This is a genomic window from Pseudomonas sp. NCIMB 10586 (assembly GCF_023127895.1).
GTDB lineage: Bacteria > Pseudomonadota > Gammaproteobacteria > Pseudomonadales > Pseudomonadaceae > Aquipseudomonas > Aquipseudomonas synxantha_A.
In genome coordinates this window covers 425,220-440,460 of record NZ_SPKQ01000042.1, presented here as the reverse complement: position 1 = coordinate 440,460, position 15,241 = coordinate 425,220, and the positions used below count along the sequence as shown (strand labels likewise).

Below are 15,241 nucleotides of genomic sequence, written 5' to 3'. Positions count from 1 at the left end.
ATTCCGGGCTCTTTTCCAAAAGTGACCCGCTGTAAAAGCGGAACCAATAGCAACCGTTACCGCAGCAATGGATATGTACTCGGTCTGATCCAAGATCCCGGTCGACTACAAGACCGCCATCGGGAGCAAGCCCCCCTCCCACATTTGAACTGCGGCCCATCAGTTGGATCTCCCTAGGCACACGTACCACCCATCCCACTTACGCATTCTGTGGATCCCCCCTCAAAAGCGTTGATAAACCCGAGCATCCGCTCAGCTATACTCCCCTCCATTTGAATGCCCCTGTGAGGAATTACTGTGAAGAACTGGACCCTGCGCCAAAGGATTTTGGCGAGCTTTGCGGTAATTATCGCCATCATGCTGCTGATGGTGGTGCTCTCCTATTCGCGCCTGCTCAAGATCGAAGCCAGCGAAAACTCCGTGCGCGACGACGCCGTGCCCGGCGTGTTTTTCAGTTCGATGATCCGCAGTGCCTGGGTCGACAGCTACCTGCAAACCCAGGAACTGGTCGGGATCCACGAAAACCAGGGCATTTCCGATGAAGACAAGCAGGACTACAAGTCATTCGAAGCGCGGCTTGAGCAGCACATGGCCAGTTACGCGGGCACGATCAATATCACCCAGGATCGCACCGAATTCGATGCCTTCGAAAAACTGCACCAGAACTACAACGCCATTCTTGCCCAGGTCCTGGCGGCTCATCAGAGCAACAACCCGGCCGAGGCGCTGAGGCTGTTCAACGAGCAACTGACCCCCGCCTGGACCGCAGGCCGCATGAAGCTCAACGACATCATCAATGAGAACAAACAGGTAGCCGACAATGCCACCGCTGCCATCGATGATGCCGTAGCAGCGGCAAAGGTCAGCATGGGCGTCTCGCTGCTGCTGGCGATTCTCGCCGCGGCGCTGTGCGGCCTGTTGCTGATGCGCGCGATCATGGCGCCGATGCAGCGTATCGTGCAGATCCTCGAAGTCATGCGTACCGGCGACCTGAGCAAGCGCCTGAACCTGGAGCGCAAGGACGAATTCAACGCGGTCGAAACCGGCTTCAACGACATGATGACCGAGCTGACTGCCCTGGTGTCCCAGGCGCAGCGTTCGTCGGTGCAGGTCACCACCTCGGTCACCGAGATCGCCGCGACCTCCAAGCAGCAACAGGCCACCGCCACGGAAACCGCAGCCACCACCACGGAAATCGGCGCCACCTCCCGCGAGATTGCGGCCACGTCCAAGGACCTGGTGCGTACCATGACCGAAGTGTCCACCGCCGCCGACCAGGCCTCGGTGGCCGCCGGTTCCGGCCAGCAGGGCCTGGCACGCATGGAAGAGACCATGCACTCGGTGATGGGCGCCGCCGACCTGGTCAACGCCAAGCTGGCGATCCTCAATGAGAAGGCCGGCAACATCAACCAGGTGGTGGTGACCATCGTCAAGGTGGCTGACCAGACCAATCTGTTGTCTCTCAATGCCGCCATCGAGGCGGAGAAAGCTGGTGAGTACGGTCGCGGCTTTGCCGTGGTGGCCACCGAAGTGCGCCGCCTGGCCGACCAGACTGCCGTGGCAACCTACGACATCGAGCAAATGGTGCGTGAGATCCAGTCAGCGGTGTCGGCGGGCGTGATGGGCATGGACAAGTTCTCCGAGGAAGTCCGCCGGGGTATGTTCGAAGTGCAGCAAGTGGGCGAGCAACTGTCGCAGATCATCCACCAGGTACAGGCCCTGGCGCCGCGGGTGTTGATGGTCAACGAAGGCATGCAGGCCCAGGCCACCGGCGCCGAACAGATCAACCACGCGCTGGTGCAACTGGGCGATGCCAGCAGCCAGACCGTCGAATCCCTGCGTCAGGCCAGCTTTGCCATTGATGAGCTGAGCCAGGTCGCGGTGGGTCTGCGCAGTGGCGTGTCGCGTTTCAAAGTCTGATGAGCGATCTCGCGGCTAAACGCGTCGCCGTCCCGGCAGCGAAAACGGCGTTGTTCCTGGTGTTTCGCATCGGCAACGAACGCTTTGCCCTCAAGGCCACCGAAGTGGCGGAGGTGCTGCCGCGCCTGCCGCTCAAACCCATCGCCCATGCACCACTGTGGGTGGCGGGTATCTTTGCGCATCGCGGCGCGCTGGTGCCGGTAATCGATGTCAGTGCCCTGACGTTCGGCACCCCGGCCCAGGCTCGCACCAGCACGCGGCTGGTGCTGGTCAACTACCAGCCGCAACCCTGGAGTGAAGCGCGTGGGCTGGGGCTGATCCTGGAGCAGGCCACCGACACCCTGCGTTGCGACCCCGCCGAGTTCCAGCCTTATGGCGTGGACAACCAGCAGGCGCCCTACCTGGGGCCGGTACGCGAGGATGCACAGGGCTTGATGCAGTGGATTGGCATTGCCGAACTGCTGAGCGCTGAAGTACGCGCCTTGTTGTTTTGCGCCGAGTTAAGCCTATGAGCAGTGACCCGCGTTTTTCGGCGTTCTTGAAAGAACGCATCGGCCTGGACGTTGCCTCGGTGGGCGAGGCGATCATCGAGCGTGCGGTGCGCCAGCGCTGCCAAGCCTCCCAGGCGCAGTCGACGGAGGCCTACTGGCAGCTCCTGCAACATTCCCACGACGAGCAGCAGGCACTGATCGAAGCGGTGATCGTTCCCGAGACCTGGTTTTTCCGCTATCCCGAATCCTTCGCGACCTTGGCTCGCCTGGCCCTGCTGCGCCTGGCCGAGATCAAGCAGATGCGCGCGCTGCGCATCCTCAGCCTGCCGTGTTCGACTGGCGAAGAGCCCTATTCGATTGCCATGGCCTTGTTGGATGCGGGCCTGGCGCCCCATCAGTTCAAGGTTCAGGGGATGGACGTCAGCCCGCTGTCGGTGGAACGTGCCCGGCGCGGTGTGTACGGCAAGAACTCGTTTCGCGGGGCCGATCTCGAATTTCGCGACCGCCACTTCACAGAAGAAACGGGCGGTTACCGCATCGCCGACCGGGTGCGCGAGCAAGTGCGTCTGCAAGTGGGCAACTTGCTCGACCCGACACTGCTGGCCAACGAGCCGACCTACGATTTTGTGTTCTGCCGCAACCTATTGATCTACTTCGACCAGCCGACCCAGAAGCAAGTCTTTGATGTGCTCAAGGAACTGACTCATGTGGACGGTGTGCTGTTTATCGGCCCGGCCGAGGGCAGCCTGCTGGGGCGCCATGGCATGCGTTCGATTGGCGTGCCGCAATCCTTTGCCTTCAGTCGACACATAGAGCAGACCCCGCCGCCGGTATTCGTGCCGATGCCTGCGCCAGCACCGCAGCGCAGTGCAGCACCGATACCACTCAAGCCGCGTCCGTTCAGCACGGTCAGCACTCAGGTGCCGCCGGTCAAGGTGCCCCACACCGACGCAGGGGATTTGCTCGGCCAGATCGCGACCCTGGCCAATGAAGGCAAAAGTGCCGAGGCCCGGGCCGCCTGTGAGCGTTATTTAAGCAGCCACCCGCCGGTTGCCCAGGTGTTCTACTGGTTGGGGTTGCTCAGCGATGTTGCCGGCAGCGCCTTGGAAGCCCAGGGGTATTACCGAAAAGCCTTGTACCTGGAACCGCAGCATTCGCAGGCCTTGATGCATCTGGCTGCGTTGCTCGAATCCCAGGGCGACAGTGCGGGAGCGCGCCGGCTACAGGCCCGCGCCGCCCGTAGCGAGCGAGCACACAGTGAGTCCGAACGATGAACAGCCCTGACGCGCTCGACACCGCAGGCCTGGACCTGACGCTGACCGATACCCAAGCCATCGATGACTGCTGGAACCGTATCGGCATTCATGGCGACAGGTCCTGCCCACTGCTGGACGAGCATATTCACTGCCGCAACTGCTCGGTGTATTCCGCCGCCGCCACGCGCCTGCTCGACCGCTATGCCCTGCAGCAGGATGATCAGCGCCCGCAGGCCGCCGCCGAAGCGGGTAGCGAGGTGGTCACCCGTTCGCTGTTGATGTTCCGCCTCGGTGAAGAATGGCTCGGTATCGCCACCCGCTGCCTGGTGGAAGTGGCGCCATTGCAACCGATCCACTCCTTGCCGCACCAGCGTTCCCGTGCGCTGCTGGGGGTGGCCAACGTGCGAGGTGCGCTGGTGGCGTGCCTGTCGCTGGTGGAACTGCTGGGCCTGGACAGCACCAGCAGCGTGCCCAGTGGCGGGCGGATCATGCCGCGCATGTTGATCATTGCCGCCCAGGACGGTCCGATCGTCGTGCCGGTGGATGAAGTGGATGGCATTCATGCCATCGATGAGCGCACCTTGAACGCGGCCTCGGCCTCCGGTACCCAGGCCAGCGCACGCTATACCCAAGGTGTGTTGCAGTTCAAAGGCCGCAGCCTGCGCTGGCTGGACGAAACGCAATTGTTGTCCGCCGTGACCCGGAGCCTCGCATGACCCCCGATCAGATGCGTGATGCCTCGCTGTTGGAGCTGTTCAGCCTGGAGGCCGATGCGCAAACCCAGGTCTTGAGCGCCGGCCTGCTGGCCCTGGAGCGCAACCCGACCCAGGCGGATCAACTTGAAGCCTGTATGCGCGCCGCACATTCGCTCAAGGGCGCGGCGCGGATTGTTGGCGTGGATGCCGGGGTCAGCGTGGCCCACGTCATGGAGGATTGCCTGGTCAGCGCCCAGGAAGGTCGTCTGTACCTGCAACCGGAACATATCGATGCGTTGTTGCAAGGCACTGACCTGCTGATGCGTATCGCCACACCAGGCAACAGCGTGGGGCCGTTGGATATCCAGGCGTACGTGGCGTTGATGGAGCGTCTGCTTGACCCGGCGCAGCCACCCGCTACGCCTGCGCCAAAAGCTGAGCCCGAGCCTGCTCCGGCGCCTATCGTTGAAGCATTGCCGCAAGAGCCAGAGGTTGCACCGCCCGTCAGCAGTGAGCCACCGCGTCAGAACAAGCGCATCACCGAGGGTGGCGAGCGTGTGCTGCGGGTCACCGCCGAGCGCTTGAACAGCCTGTTGGACCTGTCGAGCAAGTCCCTGGTGGAAACCCAGCGGCTCAAGCCTCACCTGGCCAGTATGCAACGCCTCAAGCGCATTCAAAGCAACAGCCTGCGCGCCCTCGATACCCTGGACGGTCACCTCAAGCACCTGGATTTGAATCTTGAGACTCAGGAAGCCCTGGCCGATACCCGCCGCTTGTTGAGCGAAGCTCAGGCACTGCTGGCGGATAAAAACGCGGAACTTGACGAGTACGCCTGGCAGGCAGGCCAGCGCGCCCAGGTGCTATACGACACCGCGCTGGCCTGCCGCATGCGACCGTTTGCCGACGTGCTGGCGGGGCAGGTGCGCATGGTGCGTGACCTCGGTCGCAGCCTGGGCAAGCAAGTGCGCCTGGAAATCGAAGGCGAAAAGACCCAGGTCGATCGAGACGTCCTGGAAAAACTTGAAGCACCGCTCACTCATTTACTGCGCAATGCTGTCGACCACGGCATCGAAACGCCCGAGCAGCGGCTGCTGGCAGGCAAACCGGCGGAAGGCCTGATCCGCCTGCGTGCGTCCCATCAAGCCGGGTTGCTGGTACTGGAATTGAGCGACGACGGCAATGGTGTCGACCTGGAGCGCCTGCGCGGCACCATTGTCGAACGTAATCTGTCGCCGGTGGAAACTGCCCTGCGCCTGAGCGAAGAGGAACTCCTGACGTTCCTGTTCCTGCCGGGGTTCAGCTTGCGCGACAAGGTCACCGAGGTGTCCGGTCGTGGCGTTGGCCTGGATGCGGTGCAGCACATGGTTCGCCAACTGCGTGGCGCGGTGGTACTGGAGCAGACGGCGGGGCAGGGCAGTCGCTTCCATCTGGAAGTGCCGTTGACCTTGTCGGTGGTGCGCAGCCTGGTGGTGGACGTGGGCGAAGAAGCCTATGCCTTCCCCCTGGCCCACATTGAACGCATGTGTGACCTGGCTCCCGACGACATTGTGCAACTGGAAGGCCGCCAGCATTTCTGGCACGAGGGCCGGCATGTGGGCCTGGTTGCCGCCAGCCAGTTGCTGCAGCGCCCACCGGGGCAGAGTCCTTCGCAAACCCTGAAAGTCGTGGTGATCCGCGAGCGCGATGCCGTGTACGGGATTGCCGTGGAGCGCTTTATCGGTGAACGCACCCTGGTGGTGTTGCCGCTGGATGATCGTCTGGGCAAGGTCCAGGATATTTCCGCAGGGGCCTTGCTCGATGACGGCTCGGTGGTGTTGATCGTCGATGTCGAAGACATGTTGCGTTCGGTGGATAAATTGCTCAACACCGGCCGCCTGGAACGTATCGCCCGGCGCAGCCAGCAGGCCACCGAAGCACCGCGCAAGCGCGTGCTGGTGGTAGACGACTCGCTGACCGTACGCGAGCTGCAACGCAAATTATTACTCAATCGTGGTTATGAAGTCGCTGTTGCGGTCGATGGCATGGATGGCTGGAACGCATTGCGCTCCGAGGACTTCGACCTGCTTATCACTGATATTGATATGCCTCGCATGGACGGTATTGAATTGGTCACACTTTTGCGTCGTGACAGTCGCCTGCAATCGTTGCCGGTGATGGTGGTTTCCTACAAGGATCGTGAAGAAGACCGACGTCGTGGACTCGACGCGGGCGCCGACTATTATTTAGCCAAAGCCAGTTTTCATGACGACGCCTTGCTCGACGCCGTGGTTGAACTGATTGGAGGCGCCCGGGCATGAGGATTGCGATCGTCAATGACATGCCCCTGGCGATAGAGGCCTTGCGCCGCGCCTTGAGCTTTGAGCCCGCCCACGAGGTGGTGTGGGTGGCCAGCAATGGCCTGGAAGCGGTGCGGCGCTGTGCCGAGCTGACCCCGGACCTGATCCTGATGGACCTGATCATGCCGGTGATGGATGGGGTGGAGGCTACCCGGCAGATCATGGCCGACACGCCTTGCCCTATCGTGATCGTTACTGTCGACCGGCAGGCCAACGTCAGCCGCGTATTCGAAGCCATGGGCCACGGAGCGCTGGATGTGGTGGATACCCCGGCGCTGGGCGTAGGCAACCCCAAGGATGCGGCGGCACCGCTATTGCGCAAGATCCTCAATATCGGTTGGTTGATCGGCCAGCGCGGCACGCGCGTGCGTGCCGAAACCCCACCGCAACGGGTCACCGGCAAGCGTCAACGGCTAGTGGCCATTGGTTCTTCAGCGGGTGGGCCGGCGGCCCTCGAGGTTCTGCTCAAGGGCTTGCCGCGGGATTTTCCCGCCGCCATCGTGCTGGTGCAGCATGTGGACCAGGTCTTCGCCGCCGGCATGGCCGAGTGGCTGAGCAGCGCCTCCGGCCTGCCCGTGCGCCTGGCCTGTGAGGGCGAGCCGCCCCAGGCCGGCGTGGTATTGCTGGCCGGCACCAACCACCATATTCGCTTGTTGAAAAATGGCACGCTAGCCTATACCGCAGAGCCGGTGAACGAGATTTACCGGCCCTCCATCGACGTGTTTTTCGAAAGCGTCGCCAGTTACTGGACCGGTGACGCCGTCGGCGTACTACTGACCGGCATGGGGCGCGACGGGGCCCAGGGCCTCAAGCTGATGCGCGAACAAGGATATTTGACCATCGCCCAGGATCAGCAGAGCTCGGCGGTGTACGGCATGCCCAAAGCGGCGGCGGCGATTGATGCTGCTGTTGAAATTCGCCCACTGGATAGAATTGCGCCCCGATTGCTGGAGGTCTTTGCAAAATGATCGAAAATCTCCCGCCGTGCTGGCTTGCAGGTAGTAATTCAGGTGACTGCACATGAATGATTTACAACTCGACGACTTCAAGACCGATGAGAACGCCGCCATGGTGCTGCTGGTCGACGATCAGGCCATGATCGGCGAAGCCGTGCGGCGCGGCCTGGCCCATGAAGAAAACATCGACTTCCACTTTTGCGCCGACCCGCACCAGGCGATTGCCCAGGCGATCCGCATCAAGCCGACGGTGATCCTGCAGGACCTTGTAATGCCCGGCCTCGACGGCCTGACCTTGGTGCGTGAGTACCGCAATCACCCGGCGACCGCGAATATCCCGATCATCGTGCTGTCCACCAAGGAAGACCCGCTGATCAAGAGTGCGGCCTTTGCGGCCGGCGCCAACGATTACCTGGTCAAGCTGCCCGACAACATCGAGCTGGTGGCGCGTATCCGCTATCACTCGCGCTCCTACATGACCCTGTTGCAGCGTGACGCGGCTTACCGTGCGCTGCGGGTCAGCCAGCAACAGTTGCTGGATACCAACCTGGTGCTGCAACGCCTGATGAACTCCGACGGCCTGACCGGGCTGTCCAACCGCCGCCACTTCGACGAATACCTGGAATTGGAGTGGCGCCGTGCCATGCGCGACCAGACCCAACTGTCGCTGCTGATGATCGACGTGGACTTCTTCAAGACCTACAACGACAGCTTCGGCCACGTCGAAGGCGATGAAGCCTTGCGCAAAGTCGCCGCCGCTATCCGCGACGCCAGCAGCCGCCCTTCGGACTTGCCGGCGCGCTACGGCGGAGAAGAATTTGCCCTGGTCCTGCCCAACACGTCGCCGGGCGGTGCGCGCTTGGTGGCAGAAAAACTGCGTATGGCAGTTGCAGCTCTGAAAATCCCGCACATTGCCCCGGCAGAAGGGGCGAGCCTGACCATCAGCATTGGCCTGTCGACCTTGACGCCGGTGCAGGGCACGGACTGCCGGCAGTTGATCATGGCGGCGGACAAGGGGCTGTATACGGCCAAGCATAATGGGCGTAATCAGGTTGGTATCGAGTAATTAGAGGCCAATTCCAATGTGAGAGGGGGACTTCCCCCTTGCACTCATGAGTTTCGTACTCATCCGAATTGATTACATATGAAAGTTTTTGAGCTAAGAAATCTGCCATCGTTGTAGAGCCGATGGCAGGGGGCAGGACGGCGTTATTCTATTCTGAATCCAGGCTTGCCATTATTCGCCCGCCACTCTTTGACCTCTTTTACAATGCCTTCTGGGCTGTCCTCTCTGCCATCTCTTGGGTAGTAGATTAGATCTGCTCCGTCCGGGTGCTCCGTCAGGCGTTCAAACTCGAAAACCATTTCAATGTCTTCTTCTTCGGTGCGAACGCTGCTGTCACAAAGAGAGATTACAAAGCTTAAAAATTCGCTTTCTGTGTACTCGGAAATTGAGGTTTTCATCTTAATTACCTTTGCCGTGAATACGCTTGTGAAGTTTTGGAGCATCAGCCCCGGCTGAAGGTGCCAGCCTGACCATCAGTATTGGGCTGTCGACGTTGACGCCGATCTAGGGTACGGACTGCCGGCAGTTGATCATGGCGGCGGACAAGGGGCTGTATACGGCCAAGCATAATGGGCGCAATCAGGTGGGGATTGAGTGAGTTGGGACCAGCGTAACTCCAGGTGAGGAATTTATGCCCATCCTACACCTGGAATTTCAAAGCTTGTGAGTTGAGTGCGAATGAAGAAAGGTTGAAACAAGAACTCCGCCATCAATGCCTAGCCGATGACGGAGTTTGCCGGGGCGTTACCCCTCTTTAAAGCCAGGCTTACCATTAGCGGCGCGCCATTCTTTGACTTCTTTTACGATGCCTTCAGGGCTGTCTTCTCTGTCATCTCTCGGATAATAGACGAGATCTGATCCGTCAGGATGTTCTGTAAGGCGCGTGAACTCTAATAGCATTTCGTCATCTTCTTCCTCAGTACGAGCACTCGCGTCACAAAGAGAGATTACGAAGTTTAAAAATTCGGTTTCTGTGTACTCGGAAATTGAAGTTTTCATCCTAGTTACCTTTACCATGAATTTGTTTGTGGAGTTTTGGCGTGACTATGTAGATGTTGTCTATGTCGAAAACGTCTCCGCCTTTGGAGATGAATATCTTATGGTGGAGCTCGAATTTACCAGATTTTCCTGCATGCTCTAATTCGCTTGTATATGGGGCTTTGCCGTTAAGTATTCTTTGTAGGTTTTGACGGTTGAACTGATTCGCCAGTTCCGAGTCGTTCGCAATAGATTTCCAGAAGGCTTCGCGAAATGCTCTGAAGTTTTTAAACTCCTGACCTTTAAGCTTGTCGGCAATTTGCGAAGGTATAGGGGAGCCTTCCCCTTGTGAGGCCGCTCCTAGCCAGGAGCCGGTTATAGATTGCCCGTTGCCTGTCACAACTCCTGGGTCTTCCCGTCGATCCCTGAAAAACACATAGATGGGAGGTAAGCCAGAGTTGACCGGGAAGACAGTGATGAAGTCGTCAAATCCCGCCTCAGCAGCGGCCGGAAAACTGTCAATCCTTCCTTCAACGGGAGTTACGGTAGCTCCCGCATAGACAGGCGGTTCAGGTTGATCAACGGGCAGCGTTGTTGAGCTATCCCCAGGGGCAACGATAGGTGTCCAGATCAACGTTCTTGGTGGAATGTCACTTGTCGTGACGGTGTATACCTTCTGCCCAGGATCATAGGTCGCAGCAACCACCTTGACCTTGGAAGGCACGCTTGTACCGTCGGCAGTGACCACGAATACTTCTGACCGCCCATCGGTAGCCGTCTTCGAACTCATTCGAACCGGCAGGTCGATTGTGCCGTTGACTGCCGAGGTTATCGTCGACTCGTTGAGGTCTGGTACCAAGGTTGAGATCGGTGTACCAAGCGCATAACGCTCTGGAAGTTCTCCATTTGCGAGTTTGGGGGAATAGACCAACGCTGAAACACCGACCATTAAGCCACTCGCGGTACTTGCGACCAACTCCGTCAATGCGGCCACTGCTGACCGAATAGCAGCTTGCAGCGTGATGGTAATCCCTTCTGCTGTAGCGATAGTCCCGACTGAGGTCATGACTATCGCTTGAGTCGCAGCAGCGGTGCCCGACAGTCGATAGGTATTGGTTACTCGTACCGCTTCAATACGCGCCTGGGCCGTGGCTACCTGCTGCGCACGTCCCGCGAGGTCGCTGATTGCATTGGAGGCGTTGGCAAGAAACCGCGCGGACTCTGACTTCAGCACAAAATCATGGTGGCTGAGCCATCTCACCCCAAGCGCGGTGTTCTGCTGCAGATAAATAAGTTGTTTCAGCCCCTCAAGCTCGGGTTTGCTCAGTGGCGGTGTAACCCGTGGGTTGGCTGCGGGATAATAAATCATCAACCCGTTCCGGTTTATGGCTAACGGTGGGTCGATAGGTTTGATCGCAGCCATCGTTTCTTCGATCATTTTGTCCAGCGTGTGTTTGTAAAGCATGAGGGTCTGGTCGGGTGTCAATCCAACGACAGAACCTGCAAGAGAGGCGAGTTCCACCTGCAAATATTCCGGCAGCAACTGCACCTGAATTTCCAACTCATCGGCAATGGCCTTCAGATACTCATTGTGTAAATTTGCCCAGCCAGGATCATGTTCGGCTAAATTGGCCTCCAGCGTTTGCCGGGCCTTTGCCAACCCTGAAAGTTTTTCAGCCAGAATGTCTATGGAGAGCGAGAGAGCCTTGAGTTCTTGCGCGGCTCTCCAAACGTTGTCGTAAAGTGTGTACGTATCGCCCAAATTTTTTATCGGGTCAGAGGATGCAAGCGTTTCACGTAGTTTTGTATAGGTTAAGTTTTCCATCAGATAAAAAGGGCTTTGATCATAGAGCCCATAGATGAGTGGCGCAGTATTGGCGTATTTGGTTTTTTTCGCATCGATGATTTCAAGTGCGATTTTTTGATCGAGAATGGCTGAGGCTGTCTCTGTGAGTGGCTGTGAAGCTTTCGCGGCTTGCTGTTTCTCTGCGAGTTCGCGTTCAGTTTCAGTCGTTAGCGTTGCGAACCGTGCGCTGTACTCTGCGTCAATCAAGGATTGGTTGTACTTTTGCTCTCCAATGAAATCAGCGGTGGTGCTAGGGAAGTCAAACTGCTTGAAGCGGCTCCGGTCTCCTTCACCTCGACGAGGCCCTTCTTGAAGGCCCCAGCCATCTCCACTTCCTGCGTAGCCTCCGCCTTCGCCACCCCAATAAGTATTTCGTCTCCAGGCGGTAATTATCGTGGGTTTGAGTTCTAAAGGTTGTCCTGGTTGCCACCCTTGCTGGGCCATAGGGTCTCTCCGTTTTTTGTGAGAGTGATCGAGTTTGAAAGTTTGTACGTCCTGAAGAAAAAGCTCAGTCGCTTTGATCGAACTTATTTGAGCGGGAAGGAATAAAAAACTGATGGCGTTTTGATTTGATTTTATGTCTGTAGGAGTATTTGTAAGACAGGTCTGAAACTGATGTATTTATATTCTTGTATATTTGTGACTTGAGTCTTGGGGCGATTTGGCTAGAAACCTAATTGTTTGTTTTTGTTAGGGTGGGTTGGATTGTGCTCTTTTAGGCGGGCTCTGATTTTGATGTTCAGATTGTTTGTATAAACAGATGAACGGTCATTTTTCAGCGAGTAGTAGGTGTGGTTTTTCTAACGCGGGGTATCGCCCTCCCGCAGGAAACGCTTTGGTGGTCGCGCATCTGTTAGCGAAGCTAGCATGAGGAGAGGAAGCGCCGCCTTGGCAGAATCGGCCAAGCGGACTGCCGTTCCCAGCCGTTTGCCGTTATACTCGCCGGCTTTCAAAAGTTCGCCAACGAGTGCTGCCCGCCATGGAAATCAACCCGATCCTTAACACCATCAAGGACCTGTCCGAGCGCTCCGAAACTATTCGGGGGTATCTTTGACTACGATCAAAAGCATGAGCGTCTGACCGAGGTCAACCGCGAGCTTGAAGATCCGAGTGTCTGGAACAAACCTGAATACGCCCAGGAACTGGGGCGCGAGCGCGCTGCGCTGGCGCAGATCGTCGACACCCTCGACGAGCTGAACACCGGTCTGGCCGATTGCCGTGACCTGCTGGACATGGCTGTCGAAGAAAATGATGAAGGCGCAGTGGGCGATGTCGTCGCCGAGCTGGCCCGTCTCGAGGAAAACCTCGCCAAGCTCGAATTCCGCCGCATGTTCAGCCATGAAATGGACCCGAACAACGCCTACCTGGACATCCAGGCCGGTTCCGGCGGCACCGAGGCCCAGGACTGGGCCAACATCCTGCTGCGCATGTACCTGCGCTGGGCCGACAAGCGCGGTTTCGACGCGACCATCATGGAACTGTCCGCCGGTGAAGTCGCCGGTATCAAGGGCGCGACCGTGCATATCAAGGGTGAATACGCCTTTGGCTGGCTGCGTACCGAAATCGGTGTGCACCGCCTGGTGCGCAAGAGCCCGTTCGACTCCGGCAACCGTCGTCACACTTCGTTCTCCGCCGTTTTCGTCTCGCCAGAGATCGACGACAAGGTGGAAATCGAGATCAACCCAGCCGACCTGCGCATCGACACCTACCGTTCCTCCGGTGCCGGTGGTCAGCACGTAAACACCACTGACTCGGCCGTACGTATTACCCACGTACCGACCAACACCGTGGTCAGTTGCCAGAACGAACGTTCCCAGCACGCCAACAAGGATACCGCCATGAAAATGCTGCGGGCCAAGTTGTACGAGCAGGAAATGCAGAAGCGCAACGCCGCTTCCCAGGCGCTGGAAGACACCAAGTCGGATATCGGCTGGGGTCACCAGATCCGTTCGTATGTACTCGATGCGTCGCGGATCAAGGATCTGCGCACCAACATCGAACGCAGCGACTGCGACAAGGTACTCGACGGTGATATCGACGAATACCTGGAAGCCAGCCTGAAATCCGGCCTGTAACACCCCTGTAGGAGCGAGCTTGCTCGCGATCCCCAGCCGAAGGCTGGGGAAAACGTACCTGTGATGGAATTTCAAAAGACATGAGCGACCAACAACTCGACCCGCAAGCCCTGCAACAGGAAGAAAACTCCCTGATCGCCCTGCGCAAGGAAAAGCTTGCTGCCGAGCGCGCCAAGGGTAACGCCTTCCCCAACGACTTCCGCCGCGACAACTACTGCGATGCCTTGCAGAAACAGTACGCGGACAAGACCAAGGAAGAGCTGGCAGAAGCGGCGATCCCGGTCAAGGTGGCAGGTCGCATCATGCTCAACCGTGGCTCGTTCATGGTGATTCAGGACATGACCGGGCGTATCCAGGTCTACGTCAACCGTAAAACCCTCTCGGAAGAAACCCTGGCCTCGGTGAAAACCTGGGACATGGGTGACATCATCGCCGCAGAAGGCACCCTGGCCCGTTCCGGCAAGGGCGACCTGTACGTCGAAATGACCAGCGTGCGCCTGCTGACCAAGTCCTTGCGCCCTCTGCCGGACAAGCACCACGGCCTGACCGACACCGAGCAGCGCTATCGCCAGCGTTACGTTGACCTGATCGTCAACGAAGACGTGCGCCAGACCTTCCGTGTGCGTTCGCAAGTCATTGCCCACATCCGCAGCTTCCTGATGCAGCGTGACTTCCTGGAAGTGGAAACGCCGATGCTGCAAACCATCCCCGGTGGTGCCGCAGCCAAGCCATTTGAAACCCACCACAACGCGCTGGACATGGAAATGTTCCTGCGTATCGCGCCGGAGCTGTACCTCAAGCGTCTGGTGGTCGGCGGGTTTGAGAAGGTGTTCGAGATCAACCGCAACTTCCGTAACGAAGGCGTCTCGACCCGTCACAACCCTGAATTCACCATGTTGGAGTTCTACCAGGCCTACGCCGACTACGAAGACAACATGGACCTGACCGAAGAACTGTTCCGTGAACTGGCGCAGCTTGTTCTGGGGACTACCGACGTGCCGTACGGCGACAAGGTGTTCCACTTCGGCGAGCCGTTCGTGCGTCTGTCGGTGTTCGACTCGATCCTCAAGTACAACCCTGAGCTGACCGCTGACGATCTGAACGACATCGACAAGGCTCGCGCCATCGCCAAGAAAGCCGGCGCCAAGGTGTTGGGCTTTGAAGGCCTGGGCAAATTGCAGGTGATGATTTTCGAAGAGCTGGTCGAGCACAAGCTGGAGCAGCCACACTTCATTACCCAGTACCCGTTCGAAGTGTCGCCGCTGGCGCGTCGCAACGACGACAACCCGAACGTCACTGACCGTTTCGAACTGTTCATCGGCGGCCGCGAAATCGCCAACGCCTACTCCGAGCTTAACGACGCGGAAGATCAGGCCGAGCGCTTCATGGCTCAGGTGGCCGACAAGGACGCCGGTGATGACGAAGCCATGCACTACGACGCCGACTTCGTACGTGCCCTGGAGTACGGCATGCCGCCGACTGCCGGTGAAGGCATCGGCATCGACCGGCTGGTGATGTTGTTGACCAACTCGCCATCGATCCGCGATGTGATCCTGTTCCCGCACATGCGGCCACAAGCGTAACCGTTGCGAAATCCGAAGCCGCCTTTTATAAGGCGGCTT

Annotated in this window: 12 protein-coding genes and 1 pseudogene; 10 read left to right on the top strand and 3 right to left on the bottom strand. The window is 58.6% G+C overall.

What is annotated here, in order from left to right:
* Positions 1-297 precede the first annotated feature (297 nt).
* Genes E4P01_RS17345 through E4P01_RS17315 form a run of 7 tightly spaced genes read left to right on the top strand, consistent with a single transcriptional unit; the run spans position 298 to position 8,720 of the window.
* A complete protein-coding gene (locus tag E4P01_RS17345; RefSeq protein WP_032877491.1) occupies positions 298-1,920 on the top strand; it encodes a methyl-accepting chemotaxis protein in 1,623 nt (540 codons plus the stop codon).
* Entirely contained in the window at positions 1,920-2,432 is a 513-nt protein-coding gene (locus tag E4P01_RS17340; protein WP_005785488.1) for a chemotaxis protein CheW, read from the top strand. The genes E4P01_RS17345 and E4P01_RS17340 overlap by 1 nt, the downstream gene beginning before the upstream one ends.
* Positions 2,429-3,685 carry a protein-glutamate O-methyltransferase CheR gene (locus E4P01_RS17335; protein WP_032877489.1) on the top strand — a complete coding sequence of 419 codons (1,257 nt, stop codon included), beginning with the start codon at positions 2,429-2,431 and terminating at the stop codon, positions 3,683-3,685. The genes E4P01_RS17340 and E4P01_RS17335 overlap by 4 nt, the downstream gene beginning before the upstream one ends.
* Complete coding sequence (locus E4P01_RS17330) at positions 3,682-4,383, top strand: chemotaxis protein CheW (RefSeq protein WP_032877488.1); 702 nt, start codon at positions 3,682-3,684, stop codon at positions 4,381-4,383. Before E4P01_RS17335 ends, E4P01_RS17330 begins: the two co-directional genes overlap by 4 nt.
* The gene (locus E4P01_RS17325) at positions 4,380-6,659 is read left to right on the top strand and encodes a hybrid sensor histidine kinase/response regulator (RefSeq protein WP_032877487.1); all 2,280 of its coding nucleotides are present in this window, start codon (positions 4,380-4,382) and stop codon (positions 6,657-6,659) included. Before E4P01_RS17330 ends, E4P01_RS17325 begins: the two co-directional genes overlap by 4 nt.
* On the top strand, positions 6,656-7,666 hold the full coding sequence (locus E4P01_RS17320) for a chemotaxis response regulator protein-glutamate methylesterase (RefSeq protein ID WP_032877486.1): 1,011 nt from the start codon (positions 6,656-6,658) through the stop codon (positions 7,664-7,666). Before E4P01_RS17325 ends, E4P01_RS17320 begins: the two co-directional genes overlap by 4 nt.
* 52 nt (positions 7,667-7,718) lie before the next feature.
* Positions 7,719-8,720 carry a PleD family two-component system response regulator gene (locus tag E4P01_RS17315; RefSeq protein WP_032877485.1) on the top strand — a complete coding sequence of 334 codons (1,002 nt, stop codon included), beginning with the start codon at positions 7,719-7,721 and terminating at the stop codon, positions 8,718-8,720.
* A 143-nt stretch (positions 8,721-8,863) separates the two neighbouring features.
* On the opposite strand, the gene E4P01_RS17310 is transcribed toward E4P01_RS17315, so the two are convergent.
* Entirely contained in the window at positions 8,864-9,118 is a 255-nt protein-coding gene (locus E4P01_RS17310; protein ID WP_103733596.1) for a bacteriocin immunity protein, read from the bottom strand.
* 44 nt (positions 9,119-9,162) lie between these two features.
* Between E4P01_RS17310 and E4P01_RS17305 the strand changes: the two are divergent.
* Positions 9,163-9,318 (top strand): annotated as a pseudogene (locus E4P01_RS17305) (diguanylate cyclase); the annotation flags it as partial.
* A gap of 146 nt (positions 9,319-9,464) precedes the next feature.
* Here the strand turns inward: E4P01_RS17305 and E4P01_RS17300 are convergent.
* Both E4P01_RS17300 and E4P01_RS17295 read right to left on the bottom strand, forming a co-directional pair.
* Positions 9,465-9,719, bottom strand: coding sequence for a bacteriocin immunity protein (locus E4P01_RS17300; protein ID WP_078820448.1), 255 nt, complete (start codon positions 9,717-9,719; stop codon positions 9,465-9,467).
* Between the two features lies 1 nt (position 9,720).
* A complete protein-coding gene (locus E4P01_RS17295) occupies positions 9,721-11,988 on the bottom strand; it encodes an S-type pyocin domain-containing protein (protein WP_216090823.1) in 2,268 nt (755 codons plus the stop codon).
* A gap of 535 nt (positions 11,989-12,523) precedes the next feature.
* Here E4P01_RS17295 and prfB point away from each other — a divergent pair.
* A protein-coding gene (gene prfB / locus E4P01_RS17290; protein WP_098465888.1) for a peptide chain release factor 2 occupies positions 12,524-13,619 on the top strand; the annotation gives its coding sequence in 2 pieces (ribosomal slippage) (positions 12,524-12,595 and positions 12,597-13,619; 1,095 coding nt in all).
* Between the two features lie 80 nt (positions 13,620-13,699).
* Positions 13,700-15,202, top strand: coding sequence for a lysine--tRNA ligase (lysS, locus tag E4P01_RS17285; protein WP_005785507.1), 1,503 nt, complete (start codon positions 13,700-13,702; stop codon positions 15,200-15,202).
* The last annotated feature ends 39 nt before the right edge of the window (positions 15,203-15,241 follow it).